This window comes from Halorubrum trapanicum, from assembly GCF_002355655.1.
GTDB classification, from domain to species: domain Archaea; phylum Halobacteriota; class Halobacteria; order Halobacteriales; family Haloferacaceae; genus Halorubrum; species Halorubrum trapanicum_A.
The window spans coordinates 2,246,004-2,271,841 of record NZ_AP017569.1 but is presented as its reverse complement, the minus strand read 5'-3'; the positions used below and the strand labels follow the sequence as shown (position 1 = coordinate 2,271,841).

The 25,838-nt window shown below is 69.5% G+C and carries 28 protein-coding genes; 14 read left to right on the top strand and 14 right to left on the bottom strand.

Features of this window, described 5'->3' with window-relative positions:
* Positions 1 to 8 precede the first annotated feature (8 nt).
* Entirely contained in the window at positions 9 to 2,060 is a 2,052-nt protein-coding gene (locus tag CPZ01_RS11075; protein WP_096395038.1) for a histidine kinase N-terminal 7TM domain-containing protein, read from the top strand.
* Between the two features lie 5 nt (positions 2,061 to 2,065).
* Here CPZ01_RS11075 and CPZ01_RS11070 read toward each other — a convergent pair whose 3' ends face one another.
* The gene (locus CPZ01_RS11070; protein ID WP_096395036.1) at positions 2,066 to 2,383 is read right to left on the bottom strand and encodes a CGCGG family putative rSAM-modified RiPP protein; all 318 of its coding nucleotides are present in this window, start codon (positions 2,381 to 2,383) and stop codon (positions 2,066 to 2,068) included.
* 130 nt (positions 2,384 to 2,513) lie between these two features.
* Between CPZ01_RS11070 and CPZ01_RS11065 the strand changes: the two genes are divergently transcribed.
* From CPZ01_RS11065 to CPZ01_RS11055, 3 genes are read left to right on the top strand one after another with little or no spacing between them, the layout of a single operon-like run.
* Positions 2,514 to 2,750: a DUF2249 domain-containing protein gene (locus CPZ01_RS11065; protein ID WP_096395034.1), complete on the top strand. Its 237-nt coding sequence runs from the start codon at positions 2,514 to 2,516 to the stop codon at positions 2,748 to 2,750.
* Positions 2,751 to 2,810: 60 nt separating this feature from the next.
* Entirely contained in the window at positions 2,811 to 3,719 is a 909-nt protein-coding gene (gene map / locus CPZ01_RS11060) for a type II methionyl aminopeptidase (protein WP_096395033.1), read from the top strand.
* Positions 3,719 to 4,270 carry an HIT family protein gene (locus CPZ01_RS11055; RefSeq protein WP_096395031.1) on the top strand — a complete coding sequence of 184 codons (552 nt, stop codon included), beginning with the start codon at positions 3,719 to 3,721 and terminating at the stop codon, positions 4,268 to 4,270. The genes map and CPZ01_RS11055 overlap by 1 nt, the downstream gene beginning before the upstream one ends.
* 465 nt (positions 4,271 to 4,735) lie before the next feature.
* On the opposite strand, the gene CPZ01_RS15040 is transcribed toward CPZ01_RS11055, so the two are convergent.
* From CPZ01_RS15040 to CPZ01_RS11030, 6 genes are all read right to left on the bottom strand, one after another.
* Positions 4,736 to 5,101 (bottom strand): hypothetical protein, encoded by a 366-nt coding sequence (locus tag CPZ01_RS15040; RefSeq protein WP_157745966.1) that lies wholly within the window; start codon positions 5,099 to 5,101, stop codon positions 4,736 to 4,738.
* A 128-nt stretch (positions 5,102 to 5,229) separates the two neighbouring features.
* On the bottom strand, positions 5,230 to 5,487 hold the full coding sequence (locus tag CPZ01_RS11050; RefSeq protein ID WP_096395029.1) for a type II toxin-antitoxin system HicA family toxin: 258 nt from the start codon (positions 5,485 to 5,487) through the stop codon (positions 5,230 to 5,232).
* A 2-nt stretch (positions 5,488 to 5,489) separates the two neighbouring features.
* Entirely contained in the window at positions 5,490 to 5,765 is a 276-nt protein-coding gene (locus tag CPZ01_RS11045; RefSeq protein ID WP_096395027.1) for a type II toxin-antitoxin system HicB family antitoxin, read from the bottom strand.
* 122 nt (positions 5,766 to 5,887) lie between these two features.
* Complete coding sequence (locus CPZ01_RS11040; protein ID WP_096395025.1) at positions 5,888 to 6,652, bottom strand: ABC transporter ATP-binding protein; 765 nt, start codon at positions 6,650 to 6,652, stop codon at positions 5,888 to 5,890.
* Positions 6,652 to 7,434 carry an ABC transporter permease gene (locus tag CPZ01_RS11035; RefSeq protein WP_172863961.1) on the bottom strand — a complete coding sequence of 261 codons (783 nt, stop codon included), beginning with the start codon at positions 7,432 to 7,434 and terminating at the stop codon, positions 6,652 to 6,654. The genes CPZ01_RS11040 and CPZ01_RS11035 overlap by 1 nt, the downstream gene beginning before the upstream one ends.
* Before the next feature lie 2 nt (positions 7,435 to 7,436).
* On the bottom strand, positions 7,437 to 8,402 hold the full coding sequence (locus CPZ01_RS11030; RefSeq protein ID WP_096395023.1) for an ABC transporter substrate-binding protein: 966 nt from the start codon (positions 8,400 to 8,402) through the stop codon (positions 7,437 to 7,439).
* 104 nt (positions 8,403 to 8,506) lie between these two features.
* Here CPZ01_RS11030 and CPZ01_RS11025 point away from each other — a divergent pair, with 104 nt between their 5' ends.
* A complete protein-coding gene (locus CPZ01_RS11025; RefSeq protein ID WP_096395021.1) occupies positions 8,507 to 9,325 on the top strand; it encodes a TOBE domain-containing protein in 819 nt (272 codons plus the stop codon).
* Positions 9,326 to 9,427: 102 nt separating this feature from the next.
* Positions 9,428 to 11,089 (top strand): tryptophan--tRNA ligase, encoded by a 1,662-nt coding sequence (locus CPZ01_RS11020; protein WP_096395007.1) that lies wholly within the window; start codon positions 9,428 to 9,430, stop codon positions 11,087 to 11,089.
* Positions 11,090 to 11,509: 420 nt separating this feature from the next.
* On the opposite strand, the gene CPZ01_RS11015 is transcribed toward CPZ01_RS11020, so the two are convergent.
* On the bottom strand, positions 11,510 to 11,872 hold the full coding sequence (locus CPZ01_RS11015; protein ID WP_096395006.1) for a DUF5518 domain-containing protein: 363 nt from the start codon (positions 11,870 to 11,872) through the stop codon (positions 11,510 to 11,512).
* 293 nt (positions 11,873 to 12,165) lie between these two features.
* On the opposite strand from CPZ01_RS11015, the gene CPZ01_RS15575 reads away from it, so the two are divergent.
* Positions 12,166 to 13,068, top strand: coding sequence for a helix-turn-helix domain-containing protein (locus tag CPZ01_RS15575; protein WP_197702919.1), 903 nt, complete (start codon positions 12,166 to 12,168; stop codon positions 13,066 to 13,068).
* The gene (locus CPZ01_RS11005; protein WP_231899169.1) at positions 13,061 to 15,064 is read left to right on the top strand and encodes an ATP-binding protein; all 2,004 of its coding nucleotides are present in this window, start codon (positions 13,061 to 13,063) and stop codon (positions 15,062 to 15,064) included. Before CPZ01_RS15575 ends, CPZ01_RS11005 begins: the two co-directional genes overlap by 8 nt.
* Positions 15,065 to 15,070: 6 nt before the next feature.
* Here the strand turns inward: CPZ01_RS11005 and CPZ01_RS11000 are convergent, their stop codons facing one another.
* The 4 genes from CPZ01_RS11000 to psmA all read right to left on the bottom strand — a co-directional run bounded on the left by CPZ01_RS11000 (position 15,071) and on the right by psmA (position 17,836).
* Positions 15,071 to 15,982, bottom strand: coding sequence for an acetamidase/formamidase family protein (locus CPZ01_RS11000; protein ID WP_096395005.1), 912 nt, complete (start codon positions 15,980 to 15,982; stop codon positions 15,071 to 15,073).
* 93 nt (positions 15,983 to 16,075) lie between these two features.
* A complete protein-coding gene (locus CPZ01_RS10995; RefSeq protein ID WP_096395004.1) occupies positions 16,076 to 16,333 on the bottom strand; it encodes a DUF7542 family protein in 258 nt (85 codons plus the stop codon).
* A 106-nt stretch (positions 16,334 to 16,439) separates the two neighbouring features.
* Positions 16,440 to 16,844, bottom strand: a complete 405-nt coding sequence (locus CPZ01_RS10990) for a helix-turn-helix domain-containing protein (protein ID WP_096395003.1) — start codon at positions 16,842 to 16,844, stop codon at positions 16,440 to 16,442.
* A 158-nt stretch (positions 16,845 to 17,002) separates the two neighbouring features.
* A complete protein-coding gene (gene psmA, locus CPZ01_RS10985; RefSeq protein ID WP_172863960.1) occupies positions 17,003 to 17,836 on the bottom strand; it encodes an archaeal proteasome endopeptidase complex subunit alpha in 834 nt (277 codons plus the stop codon).
* Positions 17,837 to 18,069: 233 nt separating this feature from the next.
* On the opposite strand from psmA, the gene CPZ01_RS10980 reads away from it, so the two are divergent.
* The 5 genes from CPZ01_RS10980 (at position 18,070) to CPZ01_RS10960 (ending at position 22,969) form a co-directional block, all read left to right on the top strand.
* Complete coding sequence (locus tag CPZ01_RS10980) at positions 18,070 to 19,473, top strand: hypothetical protein (protein WP_172863959.1); 1,404 nt, start codon at positions 18,070 to 18,072, stop codon at positions 19,471 to 19,473.
* The gene (locus tag CPZ01_RS10975; RefSeq protein ID WP_394338330.1) at positions 19,470 to 20,306 is read left to right on the top strand and encodes an ABC transporter ATP-binding protein; all 837 of its coding nucleotides are present in this window, start codon (positions 19,470 to 19,472) and stop codon (positions 20,304 to 20,306) included. The genes CPZ01_RS10980 and CPZ01_RS10975 overlap by 4 nt, the downstream gene beginning before the upstream one ends.
* A complete protein-coding gene (locus CPZ01_RS10970; RefSeq protein WP_096395001.1) occupies positions 20,296 to 21,468 on the top strand; it encodes an ABC transporter permease in 1,173 nt (390 codons plus the stop codon). The genes CPZ01_RS10975 and CPZ01_RS10970 overlap by 11 nt, the downstream gene beginning before the upstream one ends.
* A 518-nt stretch (positions 21,469 to 21,986) precedes the next feature.
* On the top strand, positions 21,987 to 22,394 hold the full coding sequence (locus CPZ01_RS10965) for a hypothetical protein (protein ID WP_096395000.1): 408 nt from the start codon (positions 21,987 to 21,989) through the stop codon (positions 22,392 to 22,394).
* 98 nt (positions 22,395 to 22,492) lie between these two features.
* The gene (locus tag CPZ01_RS10960; protein ID WP_096394999.1) at positions 22,493 to 22,969 is read left to right on the top strand and encodes a hypothetical protein; all 477 of its coding nucleotides are present in this window, start codon (positions 22,493 to 22,495) and stop codon (positions 22,967 to 22,969) included.
* Between the two features lie 401 nt (positions 22,970 to 23,370).
* Here CPZ01_RS10960 and pdxS read toward each other — a convergent pair whose 3' ends face one another.
* A complete protein-coding gene (gene pdxS, locus CPZ01_RS10955; RefSeq protein WP_096394998.1) occupies positions 23,371 to 24,279 on the bottom strand; it encodes a pyridoxal 5'-phosphate synthase lyase subunit PdxS in 909 nt (302 codons plus the stop codon).
* 139 nt (positions 24,280 to 24,418) lie between these two features.
* Here pdxS and mobA point away from each other — a divergent pair, with 139 nt between their 5' ends.
* Complete coding sequence (gene mobA / locus CPZ01_RS10950) at positions 24,419 to 25,099, top strand: molybdenum cofactor guanylyltransferase (RefSeq protein ID WP_096394997.1); 681 nt, start codon at positions 24,419 to 24,421, stop codon at positions 25,097 to 25,099.
* 70 nt (positions 25,100 to 25,169) lie between these two features.
* Here mobA and CPZ01_RS10945 read toward each other — a convergent pair whose 3' ends face one another.
* Positions 25,170 to 25,739: a DnaJ domain-containing protein gene (locus CPZ01_RS10945; protein ID WP_096394996.1), complete on the bottom strand. Its 570-nt coding sequence runs from the start codon at positions 25,737 to 25,739 to the stop codon at positions 25,170 to 25,172.
* Positions 25,740 to 25,838: the final 99 nt, after the last annotated feature.

The window sequence follows — 25,838 nt, the reverse complement described above, 5'->3', positions numbered from 1 at the left end:
CGGTATCGATGGCGTGGCAACCGACGCCGTACACGGCTCCGCTGCTCGTGGCGGCCGTCGCGTCGTTCGCCTTCGCCGCGTACGCGGTCGGGAACCGCTCTCGCGGCGGCCACGCCCTCCTACGGAGCTTCGTCGGGGTCGCGGGCACCGCCGGCGTCTGGTCGCTGGCGTACGCGGCCCAGCTGTCGGCGACGTCGCTCGATCTCACGCTGTTTTTCAACCGCTTCGTCTGGCTCGGCTCCGCCGGCTTAGCGGTGGCCTGGCCCGCCTTCGTCCTCTCGTACGTCGACCGGACCGCGTGGGTCGCCCGGCGCCGCTTCGCGCTCTTCTGGGTCGTCCCCGTCGCGGTCGCTACCGCCGTCTGGACGGTCGGCGTCGACCCGCTGTTCTACGTCGATCCGGTCCTCGTCGACGCCGGCGGCTTCCGGGTTCTGGAGTACGCGCCGACGCCCGCGCTGCTCGGGTTCGTCGGCTACACCTACGGGGTCAACCTGTTCACCTTCGCCGTCCTCGGCTACGCCGCGGTCTCCCGCGACGGCGTGTTCCGCCGGCAGGCCGCCGTCCTCTTCGTCGCCGGCGTCGCGCCGCTGTCGCTCGGCGCGGCCGGCATCGCCGGGCTCGTCGGGCCGGACAACGGGTTCGTCGACTTCACGCCGATCGCCTTCAGCGGGACCTCGGCGCTTTTGGCGTGGGTCGTGTTCCGGTACCGGCTGCTCGACGTCTCGCCGATCGCCCGCGACGCGGTGTTCGCGAACCTCTCCGACGGCGTCGTCGTCTGCGACGCCGACGGCCGGGTGGTCGACAACAACGACCCGGCCGAGGCGCTGTTCCCGGACGCGGAACTCGGCGTCCACGCCGACGAGGCGTTCGAGGACGTCCCGGCGGTCGCCGACGCGGTGGCGGAGGCGGCGTCCGACGACGAGTTCCGCGTGACGGTCGACTGCGACGGCGCCTCCCGGTTCCTGACGGTCGACGTCCACGACATCACCGGGCCGGGGACGACCCGCGGCGGAACGGTCCTGCTGTTCCGCGACGTCACCGAACGGGAAACGCTCCAGCGGCGCTACCGCGCGCTCATCGAGAAGTCGCCGAACGTGATCGCGGTCTGCGGCGAGGACGGCCTGCTCCGGTACGTGAGCCCGTCGATAGAGCGGCTGCTCGGTCACCAGGCGAACGAGGTCGAGGGGCGTCCGGTCATCGACCTTGTCCATCCCGAGGACCGGCGCGAGGCGCAGCAGGCCTTCGAGCGCGCCTTCGAGGGCGCCGAACCGCAGTCGCTCACGCACCGGATCGCGTGCGCCGACGGCAGTTGGCGGCGGTTCGAGACGGTGATCGAACGGCTGTTCGCCGACACGCGCGAGGTCGTCATCACCGCCACCGACGTCACGGACGCCCGGCGGTACGAGCAGCGGCTCCAGGTGTTGAACCGGGTGCTTCGACACGACCTGAAGAACGACACCAACGTCATCGGCGGGTACGCCGACCTGCTCCGCGACCACGTCGACGAGGAGGGCGATCCGTACCTCGACATCATCGACCGGAAGGTGCGGACCCTGACCCACCTCAGCGACCAGGCCCGCGAGATCGACGTCGCGCTCCACAGCGACGCCGGCCGGACCGAGATCGACCTGGCCGCGCTCGTCGATCGCCTCTGCGACTCGCTGGAGTCGTCGTTTCCGGAGGCGACGGTGACGGTGTCGGTCCCGGACTCCGCGGTCGTCTCCGCGGACGAACTCCTGGAGTCGGCGATCCGGAACGTGTTGGAGAACGCCGTCGTCCACAACGACGGCGACGACCCCCACGTGGAGGCGACGGTCGTCGCCGACGGCGACCGGTTCCGGATCGACGTGGCCGACGACGGACCGGGGATCCCGCCGGTCGAGCGGACGGTGTTCTCGGAGGCGCGGGAGACGGCGCTCGAACACGCGAGCGGCCTCGGCCTCTGGCTCGTCCACTGGATCGTCACGGAGTCCGGCGGCGACCTCGAGATCGACACCCGCGAACCGACCGGGACGGTGGTGCGGATGTGGCTCCCGCGATCGAACGGCGAAAACGGATAACCGGGCTACGCGTGGACGCGCACGACGTGCCCGCCGCAGCCGCACTGCTCGACGTACTCCCAGTCGACGTCGCCGCCGAGTTCCGCGTCGAGCGCCTCGAAGAGGTACTCCTCGGGGTGGCCGTGGTCGCCGTGGGTGACGAGGTTGACGTGGTTGCCGGCGGCCGTGTGTTCGACCGCATCGATCGCCTGTCGGACGAGCAGGTCGCGGTCGTCGGCGTGTTCCGGGCCTTCGAGGTTCGCGGACCACGAGTTCTCGTGGACGCGATCGGTCACCGGGTCCGCCCCGTGGTCGTGGTCGTGGTCTGATGGCGTGCTCGACATGTCCGATCCGACGCGCTCCGGCCCCGTACGTCTTCGAGCGAACATGTTCGCGGGGAGTCCGGACGCTCGGCCGCGGCGCCCGAACCCGTTCGGGGGGAGCTACATCACCCCGGGGCGCAACGACCGATCCATGAGCCCCGACCCGTTCGACGACGCGGACGAGCGGCTGGACGCCCGCGAGATAGACGGCGAACCGTTCGGCGACATCGTGGCCGCGCTCGACGGCCTCGACGACGGCGAGTCGCTGTGCCTGGTGAACAGCTTCGAGCCGGTGCCGCTGTACGACGTGTTAGCGGAGCGCGGGTTCGCCCACGAGACGGCGGCCCCGGCCGACGACGAGTGGCACGTCGAGATCACGCGCGCCTGAACGAGGGGCGATCGACCGCCCTCCGCAACCTCTTTGCGCGCGGTCGCCGAACCCGGACCCATGAGTCACGGACCCCTTGACGAGGACGCGGTCGAGAGCTACCGCGAGGCCGGCGCGGTGCTGGTCGAGGCGGTGAACGAGGCCCGCGAGATGGTCGAGCCGGGCCGGACCCACCTCGAGGTCGCCGAGTGGACGGAGGACTTCGTGCGCGAGCAGGGGGCCGGCCTCGCCTTCCCGGTCAACGTCAGCGTCGACCCGGAGGCGTCGCACGCGACGCCCGGCCGCGACGACGAGACGGAGTTCGGCGACGAGATGGTGTGTCTCGACGTCGGCGTCCACGTCGACGGCTACATCGCCGACGCCGCGGTGACGGTCGACCACAGCGGGAACCCGGAGCTCGTCGAGGCCGCCGAGATGGCGCTGGAGGCCGCGCTCGACGAGGCCGGCCCGGGCGTCGAGGTCGGCGTCGTCGGGCAGGCGATCGAGGACGTGATCCGCGGGTACGGCTACACGCCCGTGTTAAACCTCTCCGGACACGGCGTCGAGCGCTACGACGCCCACACCGGCCCGACGGTGCCGAACCGCGGGGTCGACCGCTCGGTCGAGCTCGAACCGGGACAGGCGGTCGCCATCGAGCCGTTCGCCACCGACGGCCGCGGGAAGGTCGGCGAGGGGACCGACGAGGAGATCTTCGAGCAGCAGGGGTCCGCGAGCGTGCGCGACCGGCGGGCGCGGCAGGCGCTCGAAGAGATCGAGGGGTTCGACGACCTCCCGTTCGCGGCGCGGTGGCTGGAGACCGACCGCGCCGAGATGGCGCTCCGCCGCCTGAAGCAGGCGAACGCGATCAAGGGGTACCCCGTCCTGAAGGAGGACGACGACGCCCTCGTGAGCCAGGCGGAACACACCCTCCTGGTCACCGAGGACGGCGTCGAGGTGACGACGGCGGGCATCCACGGCTTCGACGACTGATGGACCGGATCTTCGCGCCGTGGCGGATCGAGTGGGTCGAGCGCGACGCCGACCCGATCGACGGCTGCCCGTTCTGCGTCCTGCCCGGGCGCGAGGACGCCCGCGAGGCGCGAATCGTCGCGCGCAGCGACCGCAACTACGTCCTCCTCAACAACGCGCCGTACAACCCGGGCCACGCGATGGTGATCCCGGACGCGCACGTCGAGGACCCGACCGACCTCGACGACGCGACGCTGCTCGACCACGCGCGGCTGAAGGCGGCGACGCTCGACGCGCTGCGCCGCGACCTGGAGCCGGACGGCGTCAACACCGGCCAGAACCTCGGCGGCGACGCCGCCGGCGGCTCGGTCGACCACCTCCACACCCACGTCGTCCCGCGGTGGAGCGGCGACACCAACTTCATGCCCGTCACCGGCGACACGAAGGTGATCGTGGAGGCGATCGACCGCACCTACGGCCACCTCCACGCGGGGTTCGCCGCCGACGAGCACGTCGTCGATTCGGGGGACGTCGACGAGGGCGACGCCGTCGAACTCGACTTCGACGTCTGAAGCGGCGGTGTCGATTACTTATAAATAAACGACGCGGTGGCGCGTGCCTGCGAGCGGCCGGAGCGAAGCGGAGGCCGCGAGGAGCACGCGCGAGGGAGTCGGCGGTCCGGAGCGAAGCGGAGGACCGCCGACGAGGCTGGGGAGGTGTGAGGTGCGGGGCGGCGCTGTGCGGGGTGGGACTCAAAGGGGCAATCGCGAGGACGAAGCAGGACGACGCAAGGACCGCAAGGAGAGAGCGATAGCGACCGACTGAGGACCGCAGCGAGGCGAGCGAGTCGTCGCGACTGGGGCTTTGGAGGTGTTCGCAGTCGATCTCAGCATCAATTATGTGACTCTATGGAAATGATTACTAAGTAATATATCCTGACCGAGCGTGGTCAGTACAGGGAGCTCACAAATTGCTCGATACATACTACTCGCAGATCGTTAAAACAGAGTATAAACTGACATTCTTTGTTTGAGTAGTCAGTCGCAGGCAGGATACGTGTCTACGGTAGGTTCCCTATCTTCTATGGTGATTGCCAACCCACTTCCGTTTGAGATATCGATTTGTTGAGGATCATACTCTGTACCAGACACGCTGAGTATCACGGAATATGTGCTTTCAGCCTCTAAACTTACATCAATTTGCGTTTGGTCGTCGTCACTGATAGATGGACCCACGCTGTATTCTTCAGACAACACAGTTTTCCCGTCTTCTTCAATGAGGATATCAAGATCATACCGCTGGTCGTCTTCGTTAAATATGATAAGAGGAGCAATTCCATTACAGGCGGACTCCTGAGGAGTATCAGTAAAAGACACGCACCCTGAGAATCCAACTGAGAGCATGGCTGTCGTCGATGATAACAACTGACGACGATTCATTCTATATACCGTAGATTTCCGTCGTTATACTCATTTGTTACTTTATGTCCTTTTGTGGCCAGCACTGATAACTCACAGACCGAGGTCGGTCATCACCGATTATCGTCGATCCACTCGCAGAATGCTTCGAAATTCTCCGCACCGGCATCATCAGCAATATCATGGAGCGTTCCAATGCTGATCGAGTCGTGGGCCGGAACAGTCACGGTACGCGTATCTGCGTTCTCATGGCTTTCTGGTGGGTCCCATCGAAGAATCAGGTGATCCCCTGTGGTACGAACGTGCTGAAACCCACCAACGTTCACCAGAACTTTGTACACATCTTCACCGGAAAAATCCCGCGTCACCATCGCTACTGCAAGACATCGGGAAGCTCATCGCTCTGTGACCGAGCGACTTCGGGATCGACGCCGAGATCGCGGATTTCGTCGTCGGTCGGTGCGCGACCCCCGTCGCCTTCGATCGCATCGACGACAGCGTCGAGATTGTCAAGCGCGGCATCCCGGCTCTCTCCCTGCGCAGTCACACCGACCCGGAGGTCGCGAGCCGTCCACTGTCCATCCGGATTCTTCAGTAACCGAATTTCTCTGTCAGGATCGTCTGTGTCGCCCGGATCGGCCCTTGCCATGCGTCTCATTACCCCACCCAAGCGCAAAACAGTTCGGGAGCGGCGCTGGCTCATCCTCACGCGTATTTAAAAACTGTCAGATCGCCGAACTCGGGGCGGTCGCCTATCTCTTCTGATCGACATTAGTACACCAGCTCGCCGGAGATGAACTTCCGGGTGCGCTCGTCGGACGGGTCGTCGAAGATCGACTCGGTCGGACCGATCTCCGTGATCCCGTCGTCGAGCAGCACTGCGACGCGGTCCGCGACCCGTTCGGCCTGGTGCATGTCGTGGGTCGCGACGACGACGCCGATTCCGCGGCCCCGCGCCGCGCCGATCGCCTTCTCGATGACGGCCGTATTCCGGGGGTCGAGGTCCGAGGTCGGCTCGTCGAGCAGGAGGACGTCCGGCTCGTACGCCAGCGCGCGGGCGAACGACACGCGCTGGGCCTCGCCGCCGGAGAGCGAGTCGGCGTGTTGCCCCACCTTCCCGGCCATCCCGACCACGTCGAGCGACTCGTGGACCGCGTCGGCGACGCCGTTCGACCGGACCAGGCCGGCGAGCCCGTCGCGGAGCCGCTCGCCCCACGAGCGGCGGACGCGGAGCCCGTACTCCACGTTGCGGGCCACGCTGGCGTCGAAGAGGCTCGCCTCCTGGAACACCATCCCGATCCGGCGGCGGAGCGCGCGGCGCTCGGCGGTGTCGACCGCCCACGCGTCGGTTCCGTCGAGCGAGACCGTCCCCTCGTCCGGTTCGAGCGAGAGCGCGAGCAGGCGGAGCAGCGTCGTCTTGCCGACCCCGGAGGGGCCGATGACGGCGACGACCTCGCCCGGCTCGACGTCGACGGAGAGCCCGCTGAGGACCGTCTCGTCGCCGTACGACCGCGACCCGTCGGTGACGCGGAGCATCAGCGCTGGACCCCCCGGTCGCCGAAGCGGACGACGACCGCGTTGACGAGCAGCACGAGCGCGACGAGCACGGCGCCGAGGACCATCGCGGTCTCGTACTGGCCCTGGCGTGCCTCCAGTTGGATCGCCGTCGTCAGGGTCCGCGTCTTCGAGATCCCGTCCGCGCTCGTGATGTTGCCGCCGACGATGAGCACGGAGCCGACCTCGCTGATGGCGCGGCCGAACCCGGCCAGCACCGCCGTGGCGATGCCGTACCGCGCCTCCTTCAGCACGACGAGCGCGGCGTCGATCCGGGTCCCGCCGAGGACGCGCGCGGCGTCGCGGACCCCGTCGTCGACGCCGCTTATCGCGGCGAGGCTGATCGCCGTGATCGGCGGCGTCGCGAGGACGAACTGCGACATGACCATCGCCTGCTTGGTGAAGATGAGGTCCAGCGCCCCCAGCGGCCCCTGGTTCGACACCGCGAACAGGACGACGAGCCCGACGACCACGCTCGGGAACCCCATCCCCGTGTTGATCACGGACTTGACGAACCCCTTCCCGGGGAACTCGGTGAACCCCAACACGACGGCGGTCGGGATGCTGACGAGCGTGCTCAGCGTCACCGCGAGGACGCTCACGTACAGCGAGACGAAGATGATGCTCCGAACGTACCCGTCTCTGAACGGGAGGTCGATCAGGGCGAGCGCCTGCCCGTCGCCTCCGCCGAACAGGGCAGGAGTCAGCCGGGCGGCGGGTTCGAACAGCGCCGGCGTCAGCTGTGCGGTCGATTCGAACGGCACGACTACTCGTCCGAGTCGTCGCTACTCCAACCCTCCGGAACGTACTGCTGGAAGTCCGGGTCCTCGGAGACCGCCCTGGGGAAGAACAGCTGCTCGCCGTTCACCTGGTATTCCGAGATGGCCTCCTGGACCTCCGGGCTGGTGATCCAGCCGATGTACGCCATCGCGAGGTCGTAGTTGGCGTTGTCGTGGACGCCGGGGTTGACCGCCATGATCCCGTACGGGTTCGCGAGGATCTCCGGCCCGCCCTCGATCGGGCCCTGAACGAGGATCGTCAGGTCGATCTCCGAGCGCTGCGAAATGAACGTTCCGCGGTCCGACAGCGTGTACGCGCCCTGCTGGTTGGCGATGTTCAGCGCCTCGCCCATCCCGGTGCCGGTCTCCTGGTACCAGTCGCCGCCGGGCTCGGTGCCGGCCGCCTCCCAGAGGTTCAGCTCCTTCGTGTGCGTGCCGGAGTTGTCGCCGCGCGAGACGAACGTCGCCTGTGCCTCGGCGATGGCGGTGAGCGCGCCGGTCGCGGAGCTCATCCCCTCGATCCCGGCGGGGTCGCTCTCGGGGCCGACGATCACGAAGTCGTTGAACATCAGGTCCCGGCGGTTGATCCCGTACCCGTTCCGCATGAATTCGTCTTCGAGCCCGCGGGCGTGGACCATCACGATGTCCGAGTCGCCGTTGCGGGCGGTCTCCAACGCCGCGCCGGTCCCCTGCGCGACGGCGTCGACGGTGACGCCGTACATCTCCTCGAAGTCCGTGTGGATCTCGTTTAAGAGTCCGGTGTCGTACGTGCTCGTCGTCGTCGTGAGCGTCAGCGTCTCGCCGGCGACGCCGATCGACTCCTCGGCGCTTTCGCCGCCGCCGGTCCCGTTTCCGCCGTTCCCGTCGTCGCCGCTCATCGACGAACAGCCCGCCGTGCTCGCGATCGCTCCGGCACCCAGTGCGGCCACGAACCGCCTCCGTTGTATCGGCATAGATACAACGGTGGGTCGATACCACATATAACTTCCGTGCCGCGGCAAGCGACGGGGCGCGGCCGGTCGAAAACGCCATGACGGCCCGGCCGCATCCTCCGGACATGAGAGAGCCGACCGAAACCGGTCCGGACGCGGCCGCGGGCCGCGGGCGCGCGGCGCTCATCGAGGACGGCGTCGAGTTCGACGGCCGCGACGCGGCGCTGCTGCGCGCGGTCGAGGCGGCGGGATCGGTCGCGGGCGCGGCGTCCGAGCTCGGTCGGTCGCGCGCCCGCGCCCTCTCGCGGATCGAGACCTTGGAGGGCGCCTACGGGACGCTCGTCGAGCGGCGCCGCGGCGGGGAGGGCGGGGGCGGGAGCCGGCTCGCCGCGGCCGGCCGCGCGCTGCTCGACCGCTACGACCGGCTTCAGGCCGTCCTCGCGGCGGCCGCGGCGGTTCCGGAGACGGTGCTCGACGGCACCGTGACGGCCGTCGACGGCGAGCTCGCGGTCGTCGACACCGCGGTCGGGGAGCTGTCGGGGCTTCACGGCGGGGCCGGCGACGGTGCGGACGGCGACGGGAACGATGACGGTGGAGGCGACGGGAGCGACGGAAGCGGCGGGGCCGGCGTCGGCGACGCGGTCCAAGTCCGGATCGGCGCCGACGCGGTCACGGTCAACGACGCGGACAGCGCGGTCGATCCCGACGCGACGAGCGCGCGGAACCGCCTCGACGGGCGGGTCTCGGCCGTCGACCGCGGCGAGACGGTGTCGACGGTCCGGATCGCGGTCGAGGCGGCGGACGCGGTCGACGACGGGGACGCCGTCGAGGTGGCCGCGCTGATCACCGCCGAGAGCGTCGACCGACTCGACCTCGCCCCCGACGACCGGGTCTCGATCCGGTGGAAAGCGACCGCGACGCGGCTGGTGGCGCACGCGGAGTGACGTTCGGGCGCGCTCGGGTACGCTCGGCTTCGGACCGTCGATCCGTGCCACCCGCTCCCGCGCAAGCGAACGGTTTTTGCGTCGACCGACGGGAGAGGTGGTATGGACGAGGACACCCCCGAGGGGGCGACGCCGGGCGGCGACGGGCGCGAGTCCGCCGCCGGCGAGGCGCCGGCGCCCCCCCGGACCGACGGCGGGACCGAGCGCGCGGACGAGCCGACCGAGGAGGTCGCGCTCGACCCGTGGGGGTCGGCGTCGGTCGGGGACTACGCGGACCTGTTCGCGGAGTTCGGCATCGAGGCGTTCGACGAGGTCGACGACGACGTGCCGGACCCGCACTACCTGATGCGGCGGGGCGTCATCTTCGGGCACCGCGAGTACGACGCGGTCGCGGAGGCGATGGCGAACGACGAGCCGTTCGCGGCGCTGTCCGGGTTCATGCCCACCGGCGACCCGCATATCGGCCACAAGCTGGTGTTCGACGAGATCATCTGGCACCAGCAGATGGGCGGCGACGCGTTCGGCCTCATCGCCGACCTCGAAGCCCACTCCGCCCGGGGGATGTCGTGGGACGAGATCGACGAGCACGCGCGCAACTACCTCCTTTCCCTCTTGGCGCTCGGCTTCGACGCCGAGGAGGGGGAGCTGTACCGCCAGTCGGACAACCGGGCGGTCCAGGACCTCGGGTTCGAACTCGGGTCGAAGGCGAACTTCTCCGAGTTCGAGGCGATCTACGGCTTCGACGGCGAGACGAACATCTCGCACATGCAGAGCGTGATCACCCAGACCGCGGACATCCTCTACCCCCAGCTCGTCGACGAGCCGAAGCCCACCGTCATCCCGGTCGGCCCCGACCAGGACCCGCACGTCCGGCTCACTCGGGACCTCGCGACCCGGGTGCGCTACTTCAAGGTGACCGAGGCGTTCGCCTCCTTCGAGCTGGACGACGACGAGCGACGGCTCGTGCGGGCCGCCTACGACGCGCTCGCGGCGGACGCCGCGGACTCGGAAAGCGACGTGCGCTGCGAGGACGCCGCCGCGTGGCTCGCGGAGTACGAGCCGCCGGAGAGCGACCGCGAGAGCGTCGACCTCGCGGCCGCGAAGTCGAGCGCGCTCGACAAGCTCGAAGCCGGCGGGAAGGAGCCGCTCCGGCCCCGCGTGCGTTTCTTCGACCGCAACGCGACCGACGAGGCGTTCGAGGCGCTGATCGACGCGGTCGACGGCGAGAAGCGCGTGTTCGAGGGCCACGTCGACGCGTTCGACCTCACCCGGAGCGAGGCCGAATCGGTCGCCCGGGCGGTCGAGATCGACCACGACGGGTTCGGCTTCCGCCAGCCCTCCTCGATCTACCACCGCTTCATGACCGGGCTCACGGGCGGGAAGATGTCCTCGTCGGTCCCGGCGAGCCACATCTCCCTGCTCGACGACCCCGAGGACGGCTACGACAAGGTGAAGGCCGCCACAACGGGCGGCCGCGACACCGCCGAAAAGCAGCGCGAGCTCGGCGGCGAGGCCGACGAGTGCCCCGTCTACGAGCTGTACGCCTACCTGCTCGCGGGCGACGACGACGAGCTCACCAAGACCGTCTACTCCGAGTGCGTCAACGGCGAGCGCCTCTGTGGCGGCTGTAAGGAGCAGGCCGCGGAGCTCATGCGCGAGTTCCTCGAAGACCACCAGGAGAAGCGCGAGGAGGCCGAGGAACTGCTCGACGACCTCGACATCGACCTCGACTCCGACCGGCGCGGCACCGGCGGCGAGCACTGAGGCGTTTCGTGGCCGGGTCGCAGGCCGATTTACACGTCATTTATAAATGAACACTGCGGTGGCGCGTGCCCGTGAGCGGCCGCCATCGGCGGTCGCGAACGGCACCGCGCGAGGGAGTCAGTCGCCCGAAGCGGAGCGAGGGCGACTGACGAGGCTGGGGAGGCGTGAGGCGCTGTGCGGTGCGGGGCGGGACTCAAAGGGGCAGCCGCGAGGGCGCAGTAGGCGACGTAAGCACCGCAGGGAGCGAACGAAGTGAGCGACCGAGGAGCACAACGAGCGTACTGCGTCCTCGCGGCTGGGGCTTTGGAGGCGTCCGCCGCGGATCTACTGTCGGTTGTTTATAAGTAAGTAAGCGACTGGGGCTTTGAAGGCGTTCTCCGCCGATCCGCAACCAATTATTTATAAGTACCAGCGATCGACCTACAGCTCGTTTTTCACGTACACGCCCAGCAGTCCGCCGAGCGCGCTCAATACCACCGAGTAGGCGACGCCGCCCAACACGATGAGAGCCGTGACGAGGACGATCCCGCCGGCCGCGAGGCCGACTTCGAGCGGGAACCCGAAGACGCCCAAGAACGGAAGGATCACCAGGGCGAGCAACAGCAGTCCGACGATCGGGATCGCGGCGATCGCGCCGGAGAGCGCGCCGACGCGTAGCCCGTCGTCGCCATTTAAATACCCGGCGACAGCGCCGCCGAGGAGGGGTGAGACGCCGGTAAACGAGAGGACGGCCGACGCGATCGCGCCGACCACCGCGTTGAGGAGGGTGTTCTCGGTGTCCATGCGCGGTCAGACTCCCGGCGGCGGCATACGTTTTGCGAAGACCGGCGGCGGGGTCGGCTCGCGCCCGGCACGACCGACCGCCGAGCGAGGCGATAGTTTATGGGGCGGGCGCCACCTCTCACGGGTATGAGCGAGGAGGAGACGATCCACGTCGCGGACGTCAGCGAGGGGATCGGCGGCGACGCGACGGCAGAGTCCGGGACGTTCCAGCCCCCTGAAGAGCTATGTAATATCACATGACCAGTACCCAGCATGGACTGGCTTCTCACCCACGGGCGAACAGTGCGCCTGAAATGAGCGAAGCAACCCCGTGGAGGGACGCGGACAACCTCCGGTCGCTGTATATTGAGGAGGATCTCACGACGAGGGAGGTGGGCGAAAAGCTTGGATGTAGCCGCAAGACCGTCGAGAACTGGTTAAAAAAGCACGATATCGAGAAGTCCAAACCTTGGGAAGACGAGGAGCGGCTTCGCTCTCTCCGGCAACAGGGACTGAGCGAAGCCGACATCGCGGACGAGTTAGAGTGCAGTCAGGCAACCGTTCACAACTGGCTAAACGAGTTCGGGATCGACACGAGTCGGACAGGAACGGAACAGCCGTGGCACGACGAGGAGACGCTGCGCGAACTGTACGTCGAGTCGGGGATGACCATGGACGAGGTCGCCTCGCAACTCGGTTGCGGTCGGCAGGCGATAGAGGAATGGATACATCGGCACGATATCGAAACGCGGTCGTACAATCCGGAAACGCCGGCAGCACTTCAGAACGAATCGAAGCTCAGGTCGATGTACCTCTCGGACGGAATGAGTACGTACGCGATAGCGGAACAGCTCGACTGTGCCCCGTCCACAGTTCATAACTGGCTACATGACCACGGAATTGAGACGAGGACGGTCGGTTCACAGCCCGGAGAACTACACCATCGCTGGAAGGGAGGTGTAAACGAGTACTACGGCGACAACTGGGCGAAACAGCGGCGGAAGGCCCTTCGACGAGACGACTACGAATGTCAGAGGTGTGGCATCACGCAGTCCGAACACCGGAACCAAGCTGACATCGGATTAGATGTCCATCATAAAACACCGATCCGTACGTTTCGGTCTCCCGAAGATGCGAACACGTTGGATAACCTCGTAACCCTCTGTCGTTCGTGTCACAACGCCATTGAGCCGCCAAACGAGAACCAAGATGACTGACGCTCAACAACAGATCCCGGTCGGCGTCGATCAGGAACAGGACACAGAACTTTCACTCCCGGTAGTGGAGTTGCTCACCGGACGGGGGTTTATAACAGGTAAATCCGGTTCGGGCAAGAGCAACACCGCTTCGGTCGTCGCCGAGAAACTCCTCGATTCGGCGCTTGGTATTCTCATCGTTGACGTAGACGGTGAATATTACGGTTTAAAAGAAGAATACGAAATTCTCCACGCCGGCGCCGACGAGGAGTGCGACATCGTCGTCTCCCCCGAACACGCCGAGAAGCTCGCGAACCTCGCCTTGGAGCAGAACGTCCCGATCATCTTGGACGTCTCCGGCTACCTCGAAGAGGAGACGGCGAACGAGCTCCTCCTCGAAGTCGTCAAGCAGCTGTTCGCGAAGGAGAAGCGGATGAAGAAGCCCTTCCTGCTCGTCATCGAGGAGTGCCACGAGTACATCCCCGAGGGCGGCGGGATGGACGAGACGGGCAAGATGCTGATCAAGGTGGGCAAGCGCGGCCGGAAACACGGGCTCGGCATCGTCGGGATCAGCCAGCGCCCCGCGGACGTCAAGAAGGACTTCATCACCCAGTGCGACTGGCTCTGCTGGCACCGGCTCACGTGGGACAACGACACGAAGGTCGTCGGGCGCATCCTCGGCTCGAAGTACGCGAGCGCGGTCGAGGACCTGGGCGACGGCGAGGCCTTTTTGATGACCGACTGGGACGAGTCGATCCGCCGGATCCAGTTCCACCGCAAGGAGACGTTCGACGCGGGCGCGACCCCCGGGCTCGACGACTTCGAGCGCCCGGAGCTGAAGTCGGTCTCCAGCGACCTCGTCGGCGAGCTCGAGTCCATCTCCGACGAGAAGGAGCGCCGCGAGTCCGAGATCGCCGACCTCAAACAGGAGTTAGAGAAGAAGGACCGGCGGATCGCCGACCTCGAACGCGAGCTGGAGGAGGCCCGCGACCTGAGCGACATGGCCGACCAGTTCGCGCAGGCGCTGCTGGGCAAGGCCGAGGCGCCGTACCGGGGCGGCGGCCCCTCCCGGGCGGGTCCCGAGCGACTCGACGACGGGCACCCCGACGGCGACGACGGCGACCAGTCCGTACTCAAGTCGTACGACGAGGCGGTCGCCGCGACCGAGAAGCGCGCGGCGGACGCGGACGAATCGGAGGCCGAGACCGCGACCGAAGCGGCCGCTTCCGCCGCCGACGGCGGCGCCGAGATCGACCCCGCCGACGCCGCGGACGCAGACGCCGACGCCGCGGACACCGCATCCGCCGATCCCGCGGACGCGGACGCCTCGAACACCGATCCCGCGACCGAGGCGGAGGCGGGCCCCCCCGACGAGGTCGACCCGGTCACCCGGGACGACGTCGCCGAGAGCGCGCTCCGGTTCGACGACGCGATCGAGCTCGGAACTCGGGAGGCGGTCATCGAGGAGCTCCGCTCGCGCATCGAGGCGCTCCCGGAGCTCTCGCGCGGGATGCTCCGCCACTACCGCCGCGAGGGGGCCAGCGACCCCGTCGCGGCCCACATCGACGCCGGCGGCGACGGCGACTCCGGGCACGCGTACAGCCGCCACCGACCGATCCGGCGCGCGGGGCTCATCCGCCACGCCGGCCGCGGCAGCTACGCCTACGCGGTCCCCGACCTCGTCCGCGAGGCGTACGCCGATCGCCTCGACGAGGAACAGGTCGACGAGATCGTCCGCGCCGTCGAGACCGTCTTCGTCCCGCCCGCCGAGCTGAACTACCCGGCGGACGCCGACCCGGCCGACGTGGAGGGCGGGACGGTCGCCGACGGTCGCGACGCGACCACGGCGGACGCCGAGACCGCCGACGCCGACGAGACCGAGACTGCCGACGAAACCGAGACTGCCGACGAAACCGAGACTGCCGACGAGACCCCCGACGCCAACGAGACGGAGACCCCGACCGATCCCGGCCTGAGCGACGCCGCTCGGCGGTTCGCCGAGCGCTCGGAGCGCTGATCTCGGTCAGAACGGGAGCGAGAGGTGCTCGCTCGGCACCGCGTTCCGCGCCGTCACCTGCGGGTCGACCACCTGGCTGATCTCTAAGCCGCCGACGAGGCTCGAAAAGAGGTACGCGTCGGTGCGCGAGAAGCCGTGGTCGTGCGCCAAGAGATCCAGCATGTCGCCGTTTGCCAGTTCGACCGCCTCCTCCAGCGTCTCGGCGCTCGCGACCGTCTTCACCGCGTCGCCGGTGTCGAGGAGGGGTCGGTTCGGCGAGACGGCGGGATCCTCGATCACCGAGAGCGTCGCGTCGACCTCGACCGCGATCTCGGCGCCGGTCCCGCACATCTCGCCGTCGGCCATCGCGGCCTTCGCGTCGCCCAGCGCCAGCATCGCGCCCTCCCGGAAGACCGGGAAGTAGACGGTCGTCCCGCCGGTCACGTCGGTCGTGTCGAGGTTGCCGCCGTGGTCGTCGGGCGTGAGCGTCGACACCGTCTCGCCGTCCGTGGCGACCCCGATCGTCCCGATCACGAGCTCGATGGGCACGTCGATCCCCTCGAAGTCGATTTCCTCACCGCCGCCGTCGACCTCCGTGATCCGCGTCGCGGGGTGGTCGATCTCGGGATCGTCCTGGAGGAGCCCGAACCCGGGCGCGGTGAGCACGCGGCCGCGGTCCTCGGCGACGCGCACGGCCTCGATCTCGACCGCGAGGACGTCGCCGGGGCTCGCGCCCGCCACGGCGATCGGTCCCGTCGCGGCGTTGACCTCCTCCGGAATCGCGTCGAGCAGGTCGTCGTCCGCCTGAATCTCGCCGTTCAGGCTGTCCACCGTCTCGATCGTCAGCGTCTCGCCGTCGGCGGCCTCGTAGACCGGGTCCATCTCCGGGCCGAACTCGTAGACGTGGCCGTCGCGATGTGAGACGACTTCTCGTGACATCGACTGCCGCTCCGAACGGCGGAGACAAAAACCCCTGCCGCGGACGACGCGGACGGCCCGGACGGCCCTCGGTCCGCGACGTCGACCGCGCGCTCAGTCGTCCGACTCCGAGCCGCGCGCGCCGTCGTGGTTGAGCAGCGGCGAATCGGGGTTCGCACACCCCGCCCGGCCGCACACGCCGGCGTCGGCGCCGGCGCGCTCGACGCCGCCGGCCAGCGACCCGATCTCCCACTCCACTGCGTGGCCGGTCCCGCGCTCGTGCTCGCTCAGGGCCGTCCGCGCTCGACGGAGGGAGTCGAACGCCGTCTCGTACGAACAGTCGTCACACCGGACGCGGACGCTCGTCACCATACCGCGAGTACGGCCTCGAACGGCCTAACGCCACCGATCTGCGCCCCTGGTCCCGTCGTGCGACGCGGTCGGCGGCCGCGGACTCGCGTCGCTCGCGTCACTCGCGTCAGTTCTCGGCGGTCGCCGCGGCGCGCTCCGGGCGGTCGTACTTCTCTTCGAACTCGCCGATGAGCTGGCCCATCTTCGCGTACCAGTCGTTGAGCATCCGCTGCATGTCGTCGGCGATCTGCGACGGGTCCGTCGGCCTGTACACGTGGTAGTACCCGCCCTGCTCGTAGTTTATCTGCTCCTTCTGGATGAAGCCGGCCTTGAGGAGCCGCTGAACCGCGCGGTAGGCGGTGGAGCGCTCCCGGTCGACGCGCTCCGCGACCTCGTCGATCGTGAGCGCCTCGTCGGACGACACGAGCGCCTGGTAGCAGTCCTTGTCCAACTGCTTCAGGCCGTGGAAACACTCGAGTAACCCCTCGCACTCCATGTCCCGTTGGAGCTGTTCGGACATCGAATCGGGCATTTTACAACGAACATACGACTCCCGCCGCTAAAAGTGTTGTGTGTGAGATGTACAATTCCGCGCATTTGGTCGGCCCCAGCTCCGAGCGCGGTACAATCGAGCGCGACTCGATCGACCGCGGCTCGGTCGACGGAGACGTCGGCGGCGATTCGGGGTCGCTACTCGTCCGCGTCCGCGCCGGACTCGTCGGCGTCCGCGTCGTCCGTCTCGGAGTCGCCGTCCGCGTCGTCCGCCTCGGAGTCGGCGTCCGCGTCGTCCGCCTCGGAGTCGGCGTCGAGACCGGCCGCCTCGAACGCGGCCGCGACCTCCTCGACCGGGACCGTCCGGAAGCCGTCTGCCTCGGTCACCGTCGCGACCGCGAGGTCCGAGGGCTCGAACTCGTCGTCGTGGGCGGCCAGCGCCGCGACGGCGAGCTCGATGCCGTCCTCCAGCGAGAGGTCGTCGCGCCACTCGTCCTCGAGGTGGCCCTGGATGTCCTGCCGGCCGCCGCCGATGACGGTCGCCTTCCACTCGTTGGGCGTGCCCGAGGGGTCGGCGGCGAACAGGCGCGGCTCGCCGTCGTCGATGCCGCCGATGAGGAGCGCGGCGCCGTAGGGGCGCGTGCCGCCGCGCTGGGTGTTCTCCTGGATGTGGTCGGTGACGAACTTCGTCAGCGTCTCGACGCCGACGGGCTCGCCGTAGCGCAGGCGGTTGCCCTGCGACTGCCGGCGCGCGAGGTCGATCAGCTGGCGGGCGTCGGCGACGTGGCCCGCGCTCGCGGTGCCGACGTGGTCGTCGAGCTTGTGGAGCTTCTCGATGCTCTCGGCCTCCATCAGCGACGAGGAGGGGCGGGACATCGCGACGAAGACGACGCCGTCCGTCGTCCGGACGCCGACGCTCGGCGCGCCGCGCGAGACCGCCTCGCGGGCGTACTCCACCTGGTAGATGCGTCCGTCGGGCGAGAACAGCGACGTGCCGCGGTCGTACGCCTGCTGGTCGTTGTTCCCCATCATCGCTCATCACCCGCTCGCGCGGTGTCGCGTTCGCTCATTGTCCTCTCTTACGTCGGCCCGTTGAAAAAGGGTCCGTAACCGGTACGTCTCGGCGGCCGTCGAAACCCCGAAGTCCCGCGGGTCGTCGGTCGCGAAGGGGCTCTGCGCGGACCCACGTCGCGTCACCGCAAAAGCGGCGCCACGGGGCCGCTTCCGTCGCCGACGGATATATCCACGGCGGTCGCTTAGGAGAGATGACATTGACGCAGACACGAACCACAGCCGCGCTGCTGGCCGCGCTGACGATCCTCGCGGCGGTCGGCGGGGCGTTCGCGGTCGGCGCGGCGGCGGCGGTACCGGACGCGCGGATCACCGTCGGCGAGGTCGGGACGTCTCCGAGCGACCCCACCGTCGGCGAGCGGACGGCGCTGAACGTCACCGTCTCGAACTCCGGCGGCAGCGAGGCGGCGGCGAACGTCACCGAGATCCGCGTCCTGGACGCCGACGGCGAGGTGCTCGACAGCGTCTCCGGCGTGGGCGCCCTCTCCGCGGGCGACTCGCTCGACGCGACGCTGTGGACGGCGTTCGACGAGCCGGGCGCGAAGCGGCTCACCGTCGAGGCGGTGGCGAACCAGTCGACGAGCGGCGAGTTCGTGACGGTCAGCCGCGAGACGGTGATCGAGGTGCGCCCGACCCAGGTCGCGCTCGACCTGCGGACCCGCGCGCTCGACCCCGAGGACCTCCGGAGCGACGACGGGAGCGAGAGCGCCGCCGGCGACCTCGGCGTCGGCGGCATCCAGGGCATCTTCGGCGGCGGAGGCGGCCTCGACACGGGCGACGGGAGCGGCGAGGGCGACTCGCCGCCGGTCGCCGACTCGCCCGTCGAGGTGACCGTGGTCAACACCGGCACGACGACCGCCGACCGCGTCAGCCTCCGCGCGGTCGGGACCGCGGTGGACGGTGACGAACGGACCGTCTCGGTCGGTCCGTTCGTCGTCGAGGACGTGGCGCCCGGCGAGGAGCGGCGGGTGATCGTCGACCTCGGGCCGCTCGACCGGCGATCGGAGGTGACGGTCACCGCGGCGTTCCGCGCCGACACGGACCAGCTGAACGACCGCGGCGCCGACCGCACCGCGGCGGCGACGGTGACGTACCCGGTCCGCGAGGCCGCACCGACCGTGACCGACGCGACCGTGCGGGAGACCGCGGACGGCGTCGTCGTCGACGCCAACCTCGGCAACGCGGGGAGCGGCGAGATGACGGGCGCGGTCGTCTCGGTCGGCGACGCGCCGGGCGTCGAGCCGACGCCGGCGGGCGGCGAGTACTTCGTCGGAACGCTCGGCGCGAGCGACTTCGTCGGGTTCGACCTGTCGACGCGGGTGAACGCCTCCGTCGCCGACGAGATCCCGATCCGCGTCGCCTACACCGAGCGCGGCGTGCGGTACACGGAGACCCTGACGGTGGCCGCGCCCGAGCCGGACGATGACGGCGACGGCGGCGGCGCGCTCGGTCGGATCGACGTCGGCGGCGTGGGCGTCACGGGCGCGGTCGCGAGCGGCCTCGCGCTCGTCGGCCTCGCCGGCGCGGTCGGCGTCGCGGTCAGGACCGGACGCATCGGCGGCTCGACGGGGCGGCGGCGCGACGGGTCGGCGCCGTGAGCGGCGACGCCGCGGACCGACGGACGGACGAGCCCGCGGGAGACGGCGGGGACGCCGCCGGGAGCGACGGCTTCGGCGTCGCGCTCGAGGGCGTGGTCAAGCGCTACACGAGCGGGGGCGGCGAGCCGGTCGTCGCGCTCGACGACGTCGACTTCGCGGTGCGGCCCGGCGAGTTCGTCGCGGTCGTCGGCCCGAGCGGCTCCGGGAAATCGACGCTTTTGAACGTGCTCGGGCTGCTCGACGACCCGACGGCGGGCCGGCGACTGCTCGACGGCACCGACGTGACGAACCTCTCCGTGGCCGAGCGGACGCGGGCGCGCAAGGAGTCGATCGGGTTCGTCTTCCAGGACTTCCACCTGCTGCCGACGCTGACCGCGGTCGAGAACGTCGCGATGCCGACCGCGTTCGACCCCGGCGACGCGAGCGACCGGGCGGCGGACCTCCTCGCGCGGTTCGGGCTCGGCGACCGGCTCGACCACGAGCCGAGCGAGCTGTCGGGCGGGCAGAAGCAGCGCGTCGCCATCGCCCGGGCGCTGATCAACGAGCCCGCCGTGCTGCTCGCGGACGAGCCGACGGGGAACCTCGACACCGAGACGGGGGAGGCCATCCTCGCGGAGTTCGAGCGCGTCAAGGCCGAGGGGGTCGCCGTCGTCGCGGTGACGCACGACCCGCTCGTCGAGGAGTACGCCGACCGCGTCGTCGACCTCACCGACGGGAAGATGACCGGCGGACTGCCGGACGACGGCGCGGGCGAGGACTCGGAGGCGAGCGACGAGCGCGAACCGGCGCGGTCCGCGACGCCGGCTTCGCCGGAGGTCACCGATGAGCGGTGACGACCGTCGCGCGGGGGGACCCGCCGGCTGGCTCCGCGGGTGGCGACCCGCGGTGTCGATGGCCTCGCGGAACCTGCGCCGGAACCGAGTGCGGACCGTCCTCGCGGTGCTGGGCGTCTGTATCGGCGTGCTCGCGGTCGCGGCGCTCGGCATCTTCGGGAACGTGTTAGCGCTGGGCGCCGACGACGCCATCGGCGACATCGGGACGCAGGTCGTCGTCTCGCCGAACGCGGACGCGGGCGTGGAGTCGCTGTCGCAGGCGGACGTCGCCTCGATCCGGCGCGCGGTCGGCGAGCCGGCCGTCGTCCCGCTGTACTCCGACAGCGCCACGGTCGCGCGGCAGGGCGACCAGACGTTCGCGACGGTGTACGGCGTCGAGAGGCCCGCGCTGGCGTACGAGGCCGCGGAGGGGCGGCTCCCAGAGCGCCACCGGCAGGGCGCGATCCTCGGCGCGGGGATCGCGGCGGACCTCGACGCCGGCGCGGGCGACACCGTCGAGATCGCGGGCTCGCAGGTGCGGGTGATCGCCGTGCTGGTCGAGAGCCAGACGTTCAGCCCGGTGGCGCCCGACGACGCGGTCTTCCTGCCGGAGTCGGCGTTCTCGGCGGACGGCTACGCGCAGGCGCTCGTGATCTCCGACTCGGGCGCCGAGGCGCGCGCCGCGGCGGACGCGATCCGGGAAGAGGTGAACGCCCGCGAGGAGCGCGTGGACCTGTTCGAACTGGCCGCCCTCGTCGACGAGATCAACGAGTTCTTCGACCTGCTCTCGACGTTCCTGCTCGGCCTCGGCGCCATCTCGCTCGTCGTCGCCGGCGTCTCGATCCTCAACGTGATGCTGATGAGCACCGTCGAGCGGAGACAGGAGATCGGCGTGATGCGCGCCGTGGGCGTCGCCCGCCGCGACGTGCTGCGCGTCCTGCTCGCGGAGGCCGGGCTTATCGGCGCGGCCGGCGCGGCGGCCGGCACCCTGCTCACGGTCCTGCTCGTCGCGGGCCTCGTCCTCGCGACGCCCGCGGTCGACGCCGCGCTCGTGCTCGACCCGACGAACGGGTACTACCTCCTCTTGGCGCTCGTGTTCGGCGTCGGCGTCGGGATCGTCAGCGGCGCGTACCCCGCGTGGAAGGCGGCCAACGAGCGGCCGGTGGAGGCGCTGCGGAACTGATTCTGTGGGGTGGCCGATGATCCGAACCGTCTCGACTATTTAAAAGCCGACCGGCGCGCCGGCGAGCGCCCGGAGGGCGCGAGCCGACCGCGAGGGAGTCGGTGGCCCGGAGCGAAGCGGAGGGCCACCGACGAGGCTGGGGAGGCGCGAGGCTGGGTGCTGTGCGTTCCCGCGAGCAGGGAGGGACCGAAGGTTCCTCTGGCAGCCGGCGCAAAGCGCCGGCGACGAAGCGAGCGGGAGCACGGAAGTCGCAGCCCGCGCAGCGAACGGAGTGAGCGAGCAGGACCGTCTTCCGGAGGGGCGGGACTCAAAGGGGCAGCCGCGAGGCGGGCGCAGGCGACGTAAGCACCGCAACGAGGGAGCGAACAGAGTGAGCGACCGAGTGAGGCGCGCAGCGAGCGTGCGCCCGCCTCGCGGCTGGGGCTTTGGTGATGTTCTCCGCCGATCCACAGTTATCCATTTATAAGATACAACGACTCAGCCAAACGCCTATTTATCGCCGCGCCGCGACGCTAACCATGTCCCCCAAGCGGCGGGCCGTCCTCCTCCTCGGCGCGGGCGCGGTCGGGTTCGGCGGCATCTGGTACCGCGAACTGACGACCTGCGAGGAACTCGCCTGCTTCGAGTTCGAGTACCACGGCGCGGATGACGTGGCGAGTTTTCTGGACATCGAACACACGGGCGGGACGGAGCGCCTCCGCGCCGGGGACGTGTTCGTCACGAACGTCAGCGTGGACTACGAGGCCGGCGAGAACGACACCGTCGCGTGGGCCGAGTTGGACGACGACCTCGGACCCGACGACGCGATCAACGGGGAGACGCTGCGGATACCGATCCGGTTCCCGGACCTCGTGACCGTCCGCTGGCGTCGCGACGGCGACGAGGAGGTCGTCGGTGCGTGGGTGTACGACGACGACGAGCGGTGAGCGCCGTTTTCGTCGACTTCGTCGACCGCCCTCGCTGTGGCCCGGTTGACTCCTGAGCCCCGAAACGAATTTTGCGCGCGGCGACGCACCTGCCGGGCATGGTCCTCGAAAGTGTGCGCTCCTCTCCGCACGTCGTCGGCGCCTCTCCGGCGAGGGGACTGCTCGCGCTGGCGGTGGTCGGCCTCCTCCTGCTCGCTTCCCTCGGATTTGCGCTCGGGTTGGACGTCGGAATCTCTCTCTGGTGGATCGCGGTGACGCTCGGGATCGCAGTCGCCGCGGGATCCGCGGGTGCGGGCCTCGTCCCGACCGTCGGCTCGCTGTGGCTCGTCGGGTGCTGGTGGTTCGCGTTCCCGCCGTTCGTCGGCTATCTCACAGGGAGCTGGGCGGGATCGACGCGGTACAATCACCCGCGGATGTTGGGGTACGGGTACGAATCCGCGCGCGGCGAACTGCTCGGCGGGATCGAGTACGGATTTAAATACGGACTGCTGTTCGCGGTCGTGATCGGGGTGGTCGGGTACGGGGTCGGAGCGGCTATCAGTCGACTGTCGACGCGAACGAGCGAGTCTCGATAAGCTCAGTCGTTCGTTTATAAATCGTTGACTCGGATCGGCGGCGAGTGCCTCCAAAGCCCCAGTCGCGAGGACTCGCGCGGCTCGCTGCGCTCCTCAGTCGCTCGTTCCACTCGCTCCTTGTGGTGCTTGCGTCGCCGTGCTTCGTCCTCGCGACTGCCCCTTTGAGTCCCGCCCCGCCCCGCACAGCACCGCACCTCACACCTCCCCAACCTCGTCGGTCGCCCTCCGCTTCGCTCCGGGCGACCGACTCCCTCGCACCGTCGTCGCCGGCGGCTTTGCCGCCGGCTGCCAGAGGGACCTTCGGTCCCTCGCGGTTCGCGGCCGCCGGTGGCGGCCGCTCACCGGGGCGCGCCACCGCAGTTTCATTTATAAGAAGTCGCCGCGCTGCGGAAAAGACCTATTTAAACGCCGCGGCCCTGGAGCTTCTCCTCTTCTTCCATGTCCTCGTTGGACTGGCCCTTCATCCCCTTCCCGGTGCCGCTCGCGATCCGGGCGAGCTCCTCGGGGTCGTCCCAGTTGTTGACGGCCTCGACGATGGCGGTGCCCATCGCCTCGGGGTCCTCCGCGCCGAAGATGCCGGAGCCGACGAAGATGCCGTCGCAGCCGTGGTACATCATCAGTGCGGCGTCGGCGGGCGTCGCGATGCCGCCGGCCGCGAAGTTGACGACGGGCAGGCGCTCGGCCTCGGCGGTCTCGTGGACCAGGTCGCGCGGGGCGCCGTGCTCGCGGGCCCACTTCTCGCGCTCCTCGTGGTTGAGGCCGGAGAGTGTCCGGATCTGGTTTTTGATCGTGCGCTGGTGTTTGACGGCCTGGTTCACGTCGCCCGTGCCGGCCTCGCCCTTCGTCCGGATCATCGCCGCGCCCTCGCGGATGCGGCGGAGCGCCTCGGGGAGGTTCCGGGCGCCGCAGACGAACGGCGACGTGAAGTCGCGCTTGTCGGTGTGGTACTCGTCGTCGGCGGGCGTCAGCACCTCGGACTCGTCGATCATGTCGACGCCGAGCGCCTCCAATATCTCCGCCTCCTTGCGGTGGCCGATCCGCGATTTCCCCATCACCGGGATCGACACCTCGTCGATGATCTCGGGGACGCGCTCGGGGTCGGGCATCCGCGCGACGCCGCCGCGCTTCCGGATGTCGGCCGGGACGTGTTCGAGCACCATCACCGCGACCGCGCCGGCGTCCTCCGCGATGCGGGCCTGCTCGCGGTTGACGACGTCCATGATCACGCCGCCCTTCTGCATCTGCGCGAAGCCGCGCTTGACCAGCTCGGTCCCCCGCTTCAGCTCCTCGAGATCCGTGGCCTCTGGCATGGACATCGGTTGGGTCGCCGGCCACTTAACGGGTCGCTTTCGGGCGGATAGGCGGGCGAGAGCGTCGTTCGGGGGGCGCCCGAGCGCCGCGCGTGGCCCCACCGCAACCGCGAAGTCCCTCCCTGTCAAACTTGCTCCCGTGACCACCGGAGCCATCCTCGCAGGCGGCCGCTCGACGCGCTTCGGCGACGCGGACAAGGCCGTCGCCGAGCTCGCCGGCGTGCCGATGATCCGCCGGGTCGCGGACCGGCTCGCGGGCGACGACGACCCGGTCCCGCCCGGCGCCGACCGCGCGAGCGGCGACGACCCCGTCGTCGACGAGCTCGTCGTCAACTGCCGGCCCGACCAGCGCGAGGCGATCGCCGAGGCGCTGGCCGGGGTCCCGCTCCCCGTCCGCTGGGCGCTCGACGACGAGCCCGACCTCGGGCCGCTGGCCGGGATCCGGAACGCGTGCCGGGCCGCGACCGACCGGTACGCGGTCGTCGTCGCCTGCGACATGCCGTTCGTCGACCCAAGCTTCCTCGACCACCTCCGCGAGGCGGCCGCGGACGCCGAGGCCGCGGTCCCGCGGCTGGAGGACCGCTGGTACCAGACGACGCAGGCGGCGTACGCGACCGAACCGGCCGCGACCGCCTGCGACCGCGCGCTCGACCGCGGCGAGCGGAAGGTGCTCGCGCTCGTGGACCGAGTCGACGAGGTCGTCGTCGGCGACGAGGAGATCCGGTCTTTGACGACCGAGCGCACCTTCACGAACGTCAACACGCGGGAAGAGCGGGACGACGCCGAGCGGGCTATCGCCGCCGCGGTCGACGCGGAGTGAATCGTCGCCTTGCCCTTCGGAACCTCGTACGGCTCCGCGCTACTCTTTCAGGACCTCGTACGGCTCTGCGCTATTCCTTGAGGACCTCGTACGCCTCGTTGAGCCGCTTGAACGCCTCCTCGTCGCCGTCCTCGCCGTCCGGGTGGAGCCGCTTCGCGCGCTCGCGGTAGCGCCGCCGGACCGTCTCGCCGTCCGCCGTCCGGTCGAGCCCGAGCGTCTCGTACGCCTCGCGCTCGGTCATGCGGTCGGCTGCGGGGGCCCTGTCGCGGGGGTCACCGGCTCCGGACGCGCCGGGGCCGCCGGGCCCGAACCGCCCTCCGGGTCCGCGAGCGCCGTCACGTCGCCCGCTCGCGCTCCGACCGCCGTCGCCGGCGGCGCGGTACGCGCGCTCCCGGTTGGCCTCGGCGCGGGCGCGCTGCCTGGCCCGTTCGCGCTCCGTCGGTCCCGCCTGCTCGGCGGACCGCCGGGCCTGGTCGTGGAGGCGCCCGCTGGCGTGGTACCAGAGGAAGTAGGAGACGGCGCCGAACGGCACCGCCAGCGCGAGCGCGATCGGGTGGAGGACGATCCCGCCGATCAGGAGCAGCGCCGTCATGCCGACGAACGCCCCGGCGAGCCCCACGACGATCGTTCGGTTCGTCACGGCCGTATTCGGAGGCGGAGGACCGTAAGGGTCTCGCCGTCCCTGCGAGACCCACTCCACTTCCCGCCGCCGCCTCCGTACCGTTTATGCCCGCGGCCG